Origin of the sequence: Pseudonocardia sp., from assembly GCF_029263155.1 — a bacterium.
GTDB lineage: Bacteria > Actinomycetota > Actinomycetes > Mycobacteriales > Pseudonocardiaceae > Pseudonocardia.
This window is the reverse complement of the sequence record NZ_JAJCYB010000064.1, coordinates 1-14,418: the sequence shown is the minus strand read 5'-3', so window position 1 is coordinate 14,418 and position 14,418 is coordinate 1. Positions and strand designations below refer to the sequence as shown.

The 14,418-nt window shown below is 68.9% G+C and carries 16 protein-coding genes and 1 pseudogene; all 17 read left to right on the top strand.

Annotated elements, in window-relative coordinates; genetic code table 11:
* Positions 1-267: 267 nt before the first annotated feature.
* Positions 268-1,353, top strand: a complete 1,086-nt coding sequence (locus Q1K26_RS12710; RefSeq protein WP_300011056.1) for a cupin domain-containing protein — start codon at positions 268-270, stop codon at positions 1,351-1,353.
* Between the two features lie 26 nt (positions 1,354-1,379).
* Positions 1,380-2,390, top strand: a complete 1,011-nt coding sequence (locus tag Q1K26_RS12705; RefSeq protein ID WP_300011053.1) for a dihydrodipicolinate synthase family protein — start codon at positions 1,380-1,382, stop codon at positions 2,388-2,390.
* Between the two features lie 52 nt (positions 2,391-2,442).
* Complete coding sequence (gene hcaB / locus Q1K26_RS12700) at positions 2,443-3,261, top strand: 3-(cis-5,6-dihydroxycyclohexa-1,3-dien-1-yl)propanoate dehydrogenase (RefSeq protein ID WP_300011050.1); 819 nt, start codon at positions 2,443-2,445, stop codon at positions 3,259-3,261.
* Positions 3,262-3,303: 42 nt separating this feature from the next.
* Complete coding sequence (locus Q1K26_RS12695) at positions 3,304-4,170, top strand: VOC family protein (protein ID WP_300011047.1); 867 nt, start codon at positions 3,304-3,306, stop codon at positions 4,168-4,170.
* A 37-nt stretch (positions 4,171-4,207) separates the two neighbouring features.
* Positions 4,208-4,603, top strand: coding sequence for an SCP2 sterol-binding domain-containing protein (locus Q1K26_RS12690; protein ID WP_300011044.1), 396 nt, complete (start codon positions 4,208-4,210; stop codon positions 4,601-4,603).
* A gap of 51 nt (positions 4,604-4,654) precedes the next feature.
* Positions 4,655-6,004 (top strand): Rieske 2Fe-2S domain-containing protein, encoded by a 1,350-nt coding sequence (locus tag Q1K26_RS12685; RefSeq protein WP_300011041.1) that lies wholly within the window; start codon positions 4,655-4,657, stop codon positions 6,002-6,004.
* A 37-nt stretch (positions 6,005-6,041) separates the two neighbouring features.
* A complete protein-coding gene (locus Q1K26_RS12680) occupies positions 6,042-6,560 on the top strand; it encodes an aromatic-ring-hydroxylating dioxygenase subunit beta (protein WP_300011038.1) in 519 nt (172 codons plus the stop codon).
* Between the two features lie 22 nt (positions 6,561-6,582).
* The gene (locus Q1K26_RS12675; protein WP_300011034.1) at positions 6,583-6,801 is read left to right on the top strand and encodes a hypothetical protein; all 219 of its coding nucleotides are present in this window, start codon (positions 6,583-6,585) and stop codon (positions 6,799-6,801) included.
* Positions 6,802-6,866: 65 nt separating this feature from the next.
* Positions 6,867-7,664: pseudogene (locus tag Q1K26_RS28765) on the top strand (dihydrodipicolinate synthase family protein); the annotation flags it as partial.
* Positions 7,665-7,968: 304 nt separating this feature from the next.
* Positions 7,969-9,429: an aldehyde dehydrogenase family protein gene (locus Q1K26_RS12665; protein ID WP_300011028.1), complete on the top strand. Its 1,461-nt coding sequence runs from the start codon at positions 7,969-7,971 to the stop codon at positions 9,427-9,429.
* A gap of 34 nt (positions 9,430-9,463) precedes the next feature.
* The gene (locus Q1K26_RS12660; protein WP_300011025.1) at positions 9,464-9,673 is read left to right on the top strand and encodes a ferredoxin; all 210 of its coding nucleotides are present in this window, start codon (positions 9,464-9,466) and stop codon (positions 9,671-9,673) included.
* A complete protein-coding gene (locus Q1K26_RS12655; RefSeq protein WP_300011023.1) occupies positions 9,670-10,914 on the top strand; it encodes an FAD-dependent oxidoreductase in 1,245 nt (414 codons plus the stop codon). The genes Q1K26_RS12660 and Q1K26_RS12655 overlap by 4 nt, the downstream gene beginning before the upstream one ends.
* Before the next feature lie 91 nt (positions 10,915-11,005).
* The gene (locus Q1K26_RS12650; RefSeq protein WP_300011020.1) at positions 11,006-11,254 is read left to right on the top strand and encodes a hypothetical protein; all 249 of its coding nucleotides are present in this window, start codon (positions 11,006-11,008) and stop codon (positions 11,252-11,254) included.
* Between the two features lie 42 nt (positions 11,255-11,296).
* Complete coding sequence (locus tag Q1K26_RS12645; RefSeq protein WP_300011017.1) at positions 11,297-11,695, top strand: SCP2 sterol-binding domain-containing protein; 399 nt, start codon at positions 11,297-11,299, stop codon at positions 11,693-11,695.
* Positions 11,696-12,113: 418 nt separating this feature from the next.
* On the top strand, positions 12,114-12,773 hold the full coding sequence (locus Q1K26_RS12640; protein ID WP_300011014.1) for a hypothetical protein: 660 nt from the start codon (positions 12,114-12,116) through the stop codon (positions 12,771-12,773).
* Complete coding sequence (locus Q1K26_RS12635) at positions 12,770-13,759, top strand: dihydrodipicolinate synthase family protein (protein WP_300011011.1); 990 nt, start codon at positions 12,770-12,772, stop codon at positions 13,757-13,759. The genes Q1K26_RS12640 and Q1K26_RS12635 overlap by 4 nt, the downstream gene beginning before the upstream one ends.
* The coding region (locus tag Q1K26_RS12630) for a 2-dehydropantoate 2-reductase N-terminal domain-containing protein (RefSeq protein WP_300011008.1) at positions 13,759-14,418 on the top strand (660 nt) is incomplete at its 3' end. The genes Q1K26_RS12635 and Q1K26_RS12630, both read left to right, overlap by 1 nt.

Here is a 14,418-nt window from a genome sequence, read left to right as displayed (position 1 = left end):
ATGAAGTGGGCTATCAGCAGCGGAAACCGGTTCAGGCGTTTCTCTAGGCGATTCTCGGTTCGGTGGCGACCCGCACGGCCACGACCTCGGGGTTCATCCAACCAGGATCTCTAGACCGACCGAATTATGCGGAACGCAGGGGAGAGTTCCGTGCGCAAAACGGATGGATTTCTGCTTTCTCACAAACATGCTTGACCAGCTGGTTCTGCCGCGGCTACTCTCCTCGAATCACAGAGAGACATTCTGCTAGACAGAGAAGGTGGGTCAATGTCGACCGTCGGAGTTCCGACGCTTCGGGAGTTCGACACCGAGCTCGAGGCAGCGAATCTGCGCGGGCAATGGGTCTACGACGAGATGCTGGAAAGCGTCGTCGGAGGGCCGAAGCCGGCTGGTGTTCCCTTCTTGTGGCGGTGGCAGGAGGTCTACGCGAAGCTGCTGGAGTCCTGCGATGTCCTGCCCGAGAGTTTCACGGCCCGCCGCAACCTCTCCTTCATCAACCCGGCCACCCGGGGAACGACGCACACGATGAACATGGGCATGCAGATGCTCAAGCCGGGTGAGATCGCCTGGGCGCACCGGCACACCATGTCCGCGCTCCGGTTCGCCATCCAGGGCGGCCCCGGCCTCGTCACCGTGGTGGACGGTGAGCCGTGCCAGATGGACGACTACGACCTCGTCCTCACCCCGCGCTGGACCTGGCACGATCACCACAACGGAACCTCCGAGAACGTCGTGTGGCTCGATGTCCTGGACATCGGGCTCGTGCTCGGGCTGAACGTCCCCTTCTACGAATCCTTCGGTGAGGAGCGGCAGCCGGAGCGGGCGAACCCGGGAGAGCACGTCGCCGATCGCGGCGGCCTGCTCCGGCCGGTGTGGGAGCAGGCCAAGACGGCGAACTTCCCGTTCCGCTATCCGTGGCGCGATGTCGAGCAGCAGCTCCGACGGATGGCGGATGCGACCGGCAGCCCCTACGACGGTGTGGTCCTGCGCTACGCGAACCCGGTCACCGGCGGGTCCACCATGCCGACGTTGGACTGCTGGGTGCAGCTGCTGCGGGCCGGCCAGCGGACCGAGTCCCACCAGCACACGTCCAGCGCCGTCTACTTCGTCGTGCGTGGCGAGGGGACCGTCGTCGTCGATGGTGTGGAGCTCGAATGGGGTCCGCATGACAGCTTCGTCGTGCCGAACTGGAGCACTCACCACTTCGTCAACTCGTCAGCCGAGGAAGCCATCCTGTTCTCGGTGAACGACATCCCGACCTTCCGGGCGCTGGACCTCTACCACGAGAAGCCGGAGCTGTCCCTGGGTGTGCACCCGGTGCCCCCGGTTCCGGCCAACGTTCGCGCCCGCTGAGAAACCACCGACGAGAGGCAGTGCAGGTGCCCAACCCCAAGTTGACCGTCGACGACATCACCGGCATCGTCGGGATCATCCCCACGCCGTCGACCCCGACGGCCGACCAGTGGAACGCCGAGAACACCGTCGATCTCGACGAGGCGGCGAAGCTGGCCGACGCGATGGTCCGTGGCGATGTCGACGTGCTGATGACCACGGGCACGTTCGGTGAATGCGCCTCCCTGACCTGGGACGAGCAGCAGGACTTCGTCGATGCGGTTGTGGAGACGGTAGCCGGGCGAATCCCGGTGTTCGCGGGCGCGACGACGCTCAACACCCGGGACACGATCGCGCGGGGCCGGCGGCTCACCGAGATCGGCGCCGATGGCCTGTTCGTCGGCCGTCCGATGTGGCTGCCCCTCGACGACGCCGGCATCGTGCGCTTCTACCGTGAGGTGGCCGAGGCGTTGCCCGACGTGCCGTTGGTCGTCTACGACAACCCTGGTGCGTTCAAGGGCAAGATCGGGCCCTCGGCATACGAAGCCCTGAGCCGGATACCGCAGATCGTCGCGGCGAAGCATCTCGGGCTGCTCAGCGGCGCGGCCTTCCTGTCCGATCTACGCGCGGTGGACGGCCGGATGCGGCTGCTGCCGCTCGAGACCGACTGGTACTACTTCGCGCGGCTGTTCCCGGACGAGGTCACCGCCTGCTGGTCGGGCAACGTCGCGTGCGGTCCGGCGCCCGCGACGCACCTGCGCGATCTCATCAAGGCCCAGAGCTGGGGCGAATGCCAGTCCCTCACCGAAGAACTCGACCGCGCCCTCGAACCGCTCTATCCCGGTGGCAACTTCCCGGAGTTCTTGAAATACAGCATCCAACTCGACAACGCGCAGTTCCAGGGCGCCGGCTTCATGCGCACCGGCCCCACCCGGCCCCCGTACACCGAGGTCCCGGAGGCCTACCTGGAGGGCGCTCGCGAAGCGGGACGCCGTTGGGCCGGGCTGCACCAGCGCTACGAGGCACTGCGCTCGGCACAGGAATCCGTGGCCGGCTGAGGCCGGATAGCCCGGATTCGCGATTCACGTCGATCTTCTTATGGAGGCAGCTATGGGCTGGTTGGACGGACGGGTTGTGCTCGTCACGGGCGGCGCCTCGGGTATCGGGCTGGCGGTGGTGGAACGTTTCCTGGCCGAGGGTGCGCGTGTCGCTGTGCTGGACCGCTCGAAGGACGGCGTCGAGAAGCTGCAGGACGAGCATCCCGGCGCCGTCTTCCTCACCGGGGACGTGACCTCCTTCGAGGACAACCAGCGGGCGGTGGCCAGCACCGTCGCTGCCTTCGGGAAGCTGGACGTCTTCGTCGGGAACGCCGGGATCTTCGACTACTTCGCCTCGCTCGTCAGCTTCGAGGGGGACAAGCTCAGCGCCGCGTTCGACGAGATCTTCGCCGTGAACGTGAAGGGCTACCTGCTCGGGGCCAGGGCGGCCGTCCCCGAACTCCTCAAGAGCGACGCCCCGAGCATGATTTTCACGGTCTCCAACTCGGGCTTCTACACCTCCGGCGGCGGCCCGTTGTACACGGCCTCGAAGCACGCGGTGGTCGGTGTCGTGCGGGAGCTCGCGTACGAGTTGGCGCCTCGGATCCGGGTGAACGGGGTCGCCCCCGGCGGCACCGTCACCGAGCTGCGCGGGATCGAGCGGCTGGGCCAGGGCGACATCGTCCTGTCGACCGTCCCCGACATCGAGGACCTGATGAGCACGAACCCGCTGATGGCCGCGCAGCAACCGGCCGATCACGCCGGCCTCTACGTGCTGCTGGCCTCCGCGGACAACTCCCGGGCCGTCACCGGTGTCGTCATCAACAGCGACGGCGGACTCGGCGTGCGGGGCATGACACAGCCCGCCGGCGGGGTCGACCTGACCGCCTGATCATCACAAGGAGCAGCAATGCTGGCGAGATCGTTGGGATATGTGGCTGTCGCGTCCCCGGACGCCAAACAATGGCTCGAGTTCGGACCCGAGGTCCTCGGGATGCAGGCGGTCGAGGCCGACGCCGGCACGGTGCTGCTGCGGATGGACGACACCGACCACAGGATCGCCGTGCACCACGGGGAGCGCAACCGCATGTTGTACGCGGGGTGGGACGTGGGCAGCGAGGACGCGCTCGATGCGGCGGCCGAACTCCTGCGGGAGCGTGGCATCGCCTTCGAGACCGGTACCGACGAGGAGCGGGCCGCGCGCGGTGTGCTCGGATTCCTCGCGATCGAGGATCCGTCGGGGCTGCGGCACGAACTGTTCTACGGGCAGAAGATCGTGCCCGGGTCCTTCCAGCCCGGAAGGCCGATGTCCCGCTTCATCACCGGTGCGCAGGGCCTCGGTCATCTCGTGCTCGCGACACCCGACCTCAAACGGTCCGACCGGTTCCTGCAGGGCGTGCTCGGGTTCAAGAAGAGCGATGAGATCTACACGTTCATCGACCTGTGGTTCTACCACTGCAACCCGCGCCATCACAGCCTCGCCCTGACCCCGATGCCGGGCGTGCGCGGGCTGCATCACGTGATGGTCGAGGTGGCCGAGTTCGACGACGTCGGCGTGGCCTACGACCTCTGCATGTCGCGGAAGATCCCGCTGAGCATGACGCTCGGGCGCCACGTGAACGACCGGATGGTCTCGTTCTACGTGCGGACGCCGGGCGGGTTCGACCTCGAGTACGGCTGGGGCGCGGTCAGTGTCGACGACGAGACGTGGACGGTCGCGCAGTACGACCGCCCGAGCGTCTGGGGGCATCAGATGGTCGCCCAGACGCCGCCGGGGGCTCTCGAGGTCGCGTCGAGGTGACCGCGCCGGCACGCGAAGCACAACACCGAGTGGAGTCATGATGGCGATTCAGTTCCTCACCGATGAGTGGGCCAAAGCGGTCACCGCCGCGGCCAATTCCGACGACGCGTTCCGGACCGCAGTGAAGGGCCACGACGTGTTGATGCACGTCTCGGTCTCCGGGAGTCCGTGGAGCGAGGAGTACTACATGCACTTCTCCGACGGATCCCTCGCCGTCGGTATCGGAGGTGCACCACGTGGGCCCGACGTGGAGGCCGAGGTCAGCTACGAGACAAATGTGGAACTGTCCAAGGGCTCGCTCAACGGGCAGACCGCCGCGATGACCGGTCAGATGAAGGTCGTCGGAGACATGATGAAGATGATGACGATCGGTAAGGCGCAGGATCGGCTTTCCGAGCTCGAGAGCGCATTGGACATCGAATACCAGCACTGACCCCGAGGCGCCGGAGAATCGCACCCTCGGACACGAAGAGATTGGACGGGAATGTCGGTAGTCGGCGGGGATAGGAACATCCAACGGCTCATCTCGAGCGGGCGGCAGAGCGTCGAGAAGGGCCAGCTGCCCGCTCGGCTCGTGGCCAACGCGGAGATTCACGAGCTGGAAGCGGAGCGGGTGTTCGGCCGGTCGTGGGTGTTCCTCGCGCACGAGTCGGAGGTGCCGGAGGCCGGCGACTACGTCGTGCGCTACATGGGCGACGACTCGGTGATCGTGGTCCGGGACGAGAACGGCTCCGTGCGCGCGATGGCGAATTCGTGCCGCCACCGCGGCACGCTCCTGTGCAGGACCGAGGCGGGCAACACCTCGCATTTCCGCTGCCCTTACCACGGCTGGACCTACAAGAACACCGGTGACCTGACCGGTGTGCCCGCGCAGGAGGAGGTCTACGGCGCCTCGATGGACAAGTCGCAGTGGAACCTGACACCGGTACCGCGGCTCGAGTCCTACAACGGCCTGGTCTTCGGTTGCCTGGACGACGCGGCGCCGACACTGGTCGAGTACCTGGGCGACATGGCCTGGTACATCGACCTGTTCACCAAGCGCAGCGCCGCCGGCCTCGAGGTACGCGGCGAGCCGCAGCGCTGGGTGATCGATGCGAACTGGAAGCTCGGCGCCGACAACTTCGTCGGCGACGCTTACCACACGCTGATGACGCACCGCTCGATGGCGGAGCTCGGTCTCGTGCCGCCGGACCCGAAGTTCGCTTCCGCGCCGGCCCACATCAGCCTGTCGGGCGGCCACGGCCTCGGCGTCCTCGGCATTCCGCCCGGCTACGAGATGCCACCGTTCATGAACTACCCGGAGGAGATGATCGACGGTCTCGCCGCCGGCTACGGGGATCAGACGCACGCCGACGTCCTGGAGCGGACGATCTTCATCCACGGGACGGTGTTCCCCAACCTGTCCTTCCTCAACGTCATGATCAGCAAGGACCACATGTCGGTCCCCGTGCCGATGTTGACCATGCGTCTGTGGCGCCCGCTCAGCCACGACACGATGGAGGTCTGGTCGTGGTTCCTCATCGAGCGGGACGCGCCGGAGGACTTCAAGGACCTGTCCTACGAGACCTACGTCCGCACCTTCGGGGTGTCCGGGGTGTTCGAGCAGGACGACGCCGAGACCTGGCGGTCGATCACCAAAGGGACACAGGGTCTGCTCAGCGGCAGCCAGCGGCTGAACTTCGAGATGGGGCTGGGCGTGCTCGGCCGCGATCCCGACTGGAAGGGCCCCGGCCGCGCGCTGTCGAGCGGGTACGCCGAGCAGAACCAGCGGGAGTTCTGGGGACGGTGGCTCGAGCTCCTCGAGGACGCCGACGACGAGAGCGCCGTCTCATGAGTCTCGATCCGATGGACAACGAGAAAGGACTTCCGCGGTGCTGACCACAGTGGACGAACAACTGATGCTCCGCATCGCCGTCGAGGACTTCCTCTTCGCGGAATCGGCCCTGCTGGACGACGGGCGTTTCCGGGAGTGGCTGGACCTGGTGACCGAGGACATCAAGTACGTCATCCCGGTCCAGACGACGCGGGAACGCGCGCACGGGAGCGCCGGCTCGACGACCATGGCCCACTGGGACGACGACTACACCGGGCTGGAGATGCGCATCCTCCGGCTCGACACCGAGTACGCGTGGGCCGAGGACCCGCCGTCGAAGCTGCGGCACTTCGTCTCCAACGTGCGCGTCCGCCCCGGCTCCGGGGCCGACGAGTACGAGGTGCGTTCCAACGTGATGGTGTCGCGTAGCCGCGGCGACAGCAGGACCACGGACCTGCTCACGGCCGAGCGCCAGGACGTGCTGCGCCGGACCGACCAGGGCTTCCGACTCGCCCGCCGCACCGTCGTCCTCGATCACGTCGTGATCGCCACGCACAATCTCGCGTTCTTCTTCTAGCGCGCAGCCAGGAGGTAGTCCGATGAACGACGAGCCCAGCTCGAAGACGACCGTGGCCAACGAGTTCGCGATGGTGACGGTCGACAAGGTCCAGACCCGCAACGGCGAGCGACTCGAGATCGCCAGCCCGCGGCTGGGTTTCCGTATCCAGCTCGACGCCATGGAGCTGGAGAGCCTCTCGTGGCAACGGAAGGACATCTTCTCGCAGTTCCTGAACAACCCCTACGGCCCGGGCCACTGAGCACCGAGATCTCCCGAAAGGACACGGTCGTGACACGCAGGACGAACACTCTCGTACCGAGCGACATGAAGGGGTTGTGGGCGTTCGTGCCGGCTTGCTCCACCCCGGACGCGGCGGATGTCAACGCCGTCGACACGATCGACACCGACGCACTGCTGTCCCTCGTCGACCGCCTGGTGCGCGACGGGGCCGACGGCATCGTCACCACCGGCAGCGCCGGCGAGTCGCACACCCTCACCACCGAGGAGTACCGCACGCTGGTCGCCACCGTGGTGGAGACGGTGAACGGGCGGGTCCCGGTGTTCGTCGGGGCCAGCACGCTGAACACCCGCGACTCGATCGAGCGTGCCCGGCTCATCGCCGACCTCGGGGCGGACGGGATCATGAGCGGGCCGCCCATGTACCTGCCGCAGACCACGGAGAACGCGGTCCAGTACTACAAGGACCTCGCCGAGGCGGTGCCCGAGCTCGCGATCATGATCTACCAGAACCCGCACGCGTTCCGCATCACGATGCCGCCCGCCGCCTTCCGCGAGCTGGCACAGGTGAAGAACGTGGTGGCGCTGAAGCAGACCTCGATGGACATCTTCAACGTCATCGGCGCGATCAAGGCGGTCAAGGACAAGATGGCGGTCCTCGTCCTCGACCAGCTGATGTACCCCGCGATGATGTTCGGCGCGGCCGGCGGTTGGAGCATCGACGTCTGCATGGGCCCGTGGCCGTCGCTGTCGCTGCGCGATGCCTGCCAACGAGGCGACTGGACCGAGGCCGCCGCGATCGCCGACCAGATGCAGGCCCCGATGCGGACGCTCGGCCTGACCATGGAGGAGTTCCAGGCCATGCAGTCGGCCTGGTGGAAGATCGCCGTCGATGTCGCCGGATACGGCCGCGCCGGAGCGGCCCGGCCGCCCTTCGTGCACATCCCCGACGCAGTCGTCGAATCGGCCCGCCGGTACGGCCAGCGCTGGGCCGGGCTGGCGGAGAGCCACTACCGGTCGCGCGAGGCCGCCGGGCTCACGCCCGCCGAGGCGGACGGCAGCGATGCCGCACGACCGACACAGGTGAACGGAGGCCCGAGCGAGCCCTCCCTCGCCGGCGCTTCCTGGCCCCACCCGCGACCAGGCCGTCGCGGAGAACCAGCACCGGCTATCGGCCGAGGAGAGATCAGTGATCAACGCGAGACTCATCATCAACGGACGCGAGGAGACGTCGGACCGCACGATCGACGTCGTGAGCCCGGCGGATACCCGGGTGGTGCTCGGGTCCGTCCCGGACGCCACGCCGGAGCAGGTCGACAAGGCGGTGCAGGCGGCCGCGACGGCGTTCCCGGAATGGTCGTCGCGACCGCTGGAAGAACGTCAGGGAGCGCTGTTCGCCGCCGCCGGCGTGATCCACGACATGATCAAGGAGTACGCGCCGCTGCTGAGCCGGGAGAACGGGAAGATCCTCGAGGAGTCGCACATCGACCTCGAGTTCGCCTCCGGCATCTGCGGTTACACGGCCGGCATCTCGGTCGAGGCGCTGGCGGACCAGCGGATCCGCGACGCCGGCGGCACCACGCTCATCCGGCGCCGCCCGATCGGGCCGGTGGCCGCCGTCACGCCGTGGAACTTCCCGGTGGTGCTGTCGTTCATGAAGCTGGCGCCGGCGCTCGTCGCGGGGAACACCGTGGTGCTCAAGCCGTCGGAGAACTCCCCGCTGGTGCTCACCGAGGTCATCCGAGCCCTGCAGGAGCACTTCCCCCCCGGAGTGCTCAACATGGTCACCGGGGGCGACGCGACCGGTGAGGCGCTCGTCGCGCACCCGCTGATCCGCAAGATCGGCTTCACCGGCGGCACCGATACCGGCCGCAAGGTGATGGCCGTCGCCGCGCGGGACATCAAGCGGGTGACCCTGGAGCTCGGCGGCAACGATCCCGCGATCGTGCTCGACGACGTGGACCTCTCCCCGGAGACGATGCGGCGGATCGCCAAGGGCGCGTTCGGCACGACCGGGCAGGTCTGCTTCGGCCTCAAGCGCATCTATGTCCCGGCCCGCATCCACGACCGCTTCGTCGAGGCCTTCCACGCCGCGGTCGACGAGATCGTCGTCGGGCCCGGGGACGACCCGCGCTCCACCATGGGGCCGCTGAACAACGCCCAGCAGAAGGGCTCGGTCGAGAAGATCGTGGAGGAGGCCCGCACCGCCGGTGCGGTGGTCACCACCCTCGGGCAGAAGCTCGACACGGCGGCCTGGGAGCACGGCCACTTCATGATGCCCAGCGTGGTGACCGACGCCGATCCCCGGCTCGCGATCGTCGAGCAGGAGCAGTTCGGCCCGACCGTACCGGTGCTGCGCTACACCGAGCTCGACGAGGTCATCCGGCTGACCAACCGGTCCCAGTACGGGCTGGCCGCCTCGATCTGGACCGTGGACGAGGACCGGGCCTTCGAGCTCGGCCGCAGGCTCGACAGCGGGTCGGTGTTCGTCAACAGCCACAGCTTCAGCTCACTCGACCCGCGGGCCCCGTTCGGCGGGGCGAAGAACAGCGGCCTGGGCCGGGAGTTCTCCCCGGCCAGCCTCGACGCCTACACCGAGCTGCAGACCATCAGCCACCGGACCGGCCCGCCCGGGCCGCCTCTCACCTGAGTCCAGAACAGATCGAGAACGAGGTGCACAGGTCATGCGTGTGGAGGTCGACTCCCGCCGGTGCTGCGGTTACCGGCTCTGCGTCGAGGCGGCGCCGGACGTCTTCCGGATCAACGCGATGGGGAAGGCCGTCGTCGCGCTCGAACCCATTCCGGCCGAGCGGCACGACGCCGTCCGCACGGCGGCGCGCGAGTGTCCGGGTGCTGCGATCAAGCTGATCGGTGACGAGGGCCCCGCCCGATGACACCGAGCCCGGTGGCGGCGCTGATCGGCGGCGGGATGGCGGGCGTGCACGCCGCCGAGGCCCTGCGCCGGGACGGCTTCGGGGGGCGGATCCTGCTGTTCTCCGCGGAGCAACACCTGCCGTATGACCGCCCACCCCTGTCCAAGGCGCTGCTCCGCGGAGAGCTCACCCGGGAGGACTGCCTGCTGCGACCCCCGGAGTGGTACGAGGACCAGGGGATCGAGGTGTCGCTCGGCGTCTCGGTGGACGCTCTCGACCCCGACCGGTGCACGCTGCAGCTCAACACCGGCGAGCATGTCGAGTTCGACCGCGCGCTGCTCGCGACGGGAGCGCGGCCGCGATGGCCGCTCGGCCTCCGACCGGGACGTGGCCCGGTGTTCGCGCTGCGCACCGTCGACGACGCTCTGGCCATCCGGTCGCGACTGCGGTCGGGCGCGTCGGTGGTGGTGGTCGGCGGCGGGTTCGTCGGCGCCGAGCTCGCCTCCAGCGCCGCATCGCTCGGCTGCCGGGTCACGATGCTGGAAGCGGCCGCCGCACCGTTCCAGCGCGTGCTGGGGAAGACCGTCGGCGAGCTGTTCGGGACGTTCTACGCCACCGGAGGCATCCGGCTCATCACCGGCGTGCAGGTCACCGGGACGAGCGTGGGCCCGGAGGGGGCGCGCCTCACCGTGGCCGACGGCCGGTTCTGGGACGCCGACGTCGTCGTCGTCGGGGTCGGCGCCGTGCCCAACACCGAGCTGGCCGTCGCCGCGGGGCTGCGGGTGTCGGACGGCGTCGAGGTGGACGCGTACTGCCGGACATCGGCACCGCACGTGTTCGCCGCGGGCGATGTCGCCAACCGCCCCGATCCCGTCCTCGGCGGCCGGGTCCGGGTCGAGCACTGGCAGAACGCCCAGCACCAGGGCACGGCCGCCGGTCGAGCGATGCTCGGCCGCCGGGAACCCTTCGACGAGGTGCCCTGGTTCTGGTCCGACCAGTTCGGCCTGAATCTGCAGGTCGCCGGATTCCCCGAGCGGTCCGACCGGGTCGTCGTCCGGGGGCGCCTCGACGGGGACAGGTTCGCCGCCTTCTACCTCGCCGGTTCGACGCTGGTCGCGGCACTGGGCGTGGGTTGCGCGGGGGAGGTGCACCTGAGCCGGCGGCTGATCGCCTCCCGGGCACACGTCGACGCACAGCGGCTCACCGACGAGCACACCGACCTGCGCGATGCGCTCCTGGCGTCCGACGTACCGACGGCATGAGCCGAGGAAAAGGGGTGAAGCGGTCGACGACCGGGACTTCCCGGCGTGGCTCGCGCTGTTCGCACCGGAGTGCGCCTACGGCCTGCATGCGATGGAGAACATCCGCGAGGGCCTCCGCCACGTCCTCCAGCGGACCGCGCTGCGCGAGGTCGGCGAGGACCGGTGGGAGGTGCGGTCGAACGTGATCGCGTCCTATACCGCCACCTCCGGTGAGGCCAGAATCCTGGTCAGCGGCCACTGCGAGGACCTCGTCGTCCTCGACGGCGAGGTCGCGCTGTTCGAGAAACGGGTCGAGGTGCTCGACAACACCCCGCCCCGCTACCTGGTGCACCCCGTCTGACCACAGTGGACCGACCACGGTGGTACAAGGAGAGGATCTGAGATGAGCGCCGTAGCGTTGATGTCGCCCGAGTGGGCGCAGGCATACCGCGAACTCTGGAACGCGACGCCCGAGACCAGGGAGGGCGGGAAGGAGCTTTCCATGGTGATCGAGTGGCGGGTCCAGGGCGAGGCCGGGCCCGTGTCGCAGATCGAGATCAAGCAGGGGGAGGTCGTCTACGGCGGCGGACCCATCCCGGACCGCAAGCCGGACTTCGTCCTCACCGCCACCTCCGCGGTGTGGCGGCGGGTCGCGGGAGGCGAGATCAGCGCCGCGAACGCCATCATGACGCGCAAGATCAAGTTCGTCGGCCCGGTCAAGGTCGCCATGTCCCACATGCCGGTGCTGAGCACCGGGCTCCGCCTCGTCGGCGAGGTCGACGGCCTCGTGTGGGGGGACTGAGACGGTGGCGTCACGGTGGAGGTCGTGAGGGGTCGCTCGCGGACGTCGCTCGTGGCCGGAGCCGTGGCCGGCGCCGCCACGGCCGCGCTGCGGTCCGGCCGGGTGCGTCGCGGGCGGCCCACGCTGTGGGCCGGCGGGGCGCTCGGCGCTGCCGTGGTCCCCAACGAGCTCGCCGGCAAGCCGGCGCTGTTCCTGCGGTGGTCCTTCCTCCGGATGCTCCTCGGTCAGCGACGTCTGCGGACGACCTGGCAGGTCGGTGACGGGCGGGAGGAGGCACTCGCCACGTACGTGACGCGGCCCGCCCGCGCCGGTGACGTGGACGACGTCATCCGGGCCATCGACCGGTTCTGCGTCGAGCGCAGTTTCCTGATCAACGTGGGGGAGGAGAAGGGCGAAATCCTTGCGGATGGTCCGGGCCATGCTTCCCGACGCCCGGCTCCACTCGATCGAGTTCAGCCCGGCGAACGCGCGGATCGCCCCGCAGGATCCTCGAGTACGCGGGCGCCGGCGACCGCGTCACGGTCGTGGTCGGGACGCTGGGCGACGGCGGCCCGCGCAGGTAGACCACCACCCCGCGGGTCTGGAGCAACTGCTCGAGGCGACCCACGGCACCGTCAAGTTCCTGGGGAACGAGCTGATGGTCGAGGAGTTCTACGCCGTCTCGCCCGACGCCGCGCAGGCCTGCTGGGCCACGTCGGCATCCATGGGACCCGCGCCGGCGCTGGCCATCCTGCAAGCCGCCGCGGACCACGACGTCGCGTCGATCAGCCGGCTCGGCGCCGACATCGCCTGGGCCCACGAACCGCTGCTCGGGCTCCTGTCCGATCCGGCCGCGTTCGCCTCGTACAACATCCAGCTGGAGAAGATCCGCATGGAGACGGCCGGATACTGCGTTCCGGGCCCGATCCGTCCCCCTACGCGGAGATGCCCGCGAGCTTCGACGAGGCGTCCCGGGAGTGCGGCCGCCGATGGCGCGAGCTGTGCGCGCGGATCACCGCCCAACCCGCCGGCGCCGGCCGTACGCCGTAGCAGAACCGACCACCAGCCAACTCAGTCCAGGGAGCCGAAAACAGCATGACAGCGACGACGAAGCCGACGACACAGCTCGGACCCGACGCCAGGGCGTGGGCCGCGGAGAACCTCAAGGGGTTCTACATGTGTCCCCTCACCCCGCTGACCGACGACTTCGAGCTGGACGAAGCAGGCCTGCGGTACAACATCGACGCGTTCGTGGAGATGGGCTGTGCCGGCCTCGTCGTCGGAGGGTTCTTCGCCGAGGGGTGGAACATGACCCTCGCGGAGTGGTGGCGCTACCACGAGGTCGTGGCGGACGCCGCCGCCGGCCGCCTGCCGCTGTTCACGATCATCCTCGAGTCCTCCGCGTACCAGGCGGTCGAGAAGATGCGCTACGTCGAGTCGCTCGGCTTCACCGGCGCCGAGATCATGAACCCGTCGGTGCAGCTCAAGACGAACGACGACGTCGTGTCGTACTTCGACTTCGTGGCGCCGAAGACCGGGCTCGCGCTGGTGCTCTACCGCACGCCCGTGTCCGGCTTCGTGTACAGCCACGACGCCGTGCTCCGGATCGCCGAGCACCCCAACGTCATCGGGGTGAAGAACGGCACCCTGACCTGGACGGACAGCATCGCCCTGCGTCGCAGGGCCGGTGACCGGCTCGTGATCAGCGAGCCGAACGAGCGCTACTGGGCGCACGACGCCGCGCTCTTCGGGGGCCGGGTCCTCTACGGCGAGCTCTCCCTGCTCCTGTACGGGAAGTGGCGCGCGGACCTGCACCACTACACCGATCTGGCGCTGGCCGGCGACCTGGAGAAGGCGTTGCCGGTGTCGGCGAAGCTGGACCCGGTCCGGCAGGTCTACGACGAGGTCCTCATCGGCCGCATCGCGGCCACCGGCTCCTACGTCGCGGCGATGCCGTACCTCAAGGCGTGGTTCGAGCTGCTGGACCTGCGCGCCGGCCCGATGCGGCCACCCGTCACCGCCCGGCTCTCCGGCGCCGAGCGGGACCTGCTGGCGCAGCGGCTCGACGCGGCGGGGGTCATCTGATGCGCGTCGTGATCCTCGGCGCCGGTGGGCTCGGCTCGGTCCTGGGGGGTTACCTGGCGAGCACGGGCGTGGAGGTCACCCTGATCGGCCGGCCGGCCCAGGTGGACGCCATCCGACGCGACGGCCTGCGGATCGTCGGCCGTCGCGGCGACATGCGGATCACGGACAACCTGCGGGCGGTCGACCGGGCGGCCGAGGCCACCGGGCCCTTCGACTACTTCATCCTCGGGGTGAAGGGCAAGGACACCGCCCAGGCCCTCGAGGAAGCGGCACCGTTGCGGGATGCGGTGGCCACCGCGTTGTCCGTGCAGAACACGGTCGAGAAGGACGCGAAGCTCGTGCAGTGGCTCGGCCGGGACCGCGTGATCGGTGCCTCGACCATCGAGGGCGGGACGCTGGTCGAACCGGGTGTGGTGCGCAACACCCTGTCGGCGAAGGTGACCGCGTACTTCGGTGAGCTCGACGGGTCGACGAGCTCCCGGGTGGACGCCATCACGGCCGCGTTCGACACGGCGGGCCTGCCGGCGGAGGCGGTGGACTGCATCGAGCAGGTGGAGTGGGAGAAGCTGGCGCAGATCGCCCTCGCCGCGGCCTGGTCGGTCACGGCGCTCGGCGCGGTTCCCGGTACCTCGGTCTTCGAGGGGATGGAGGTGCCCGAG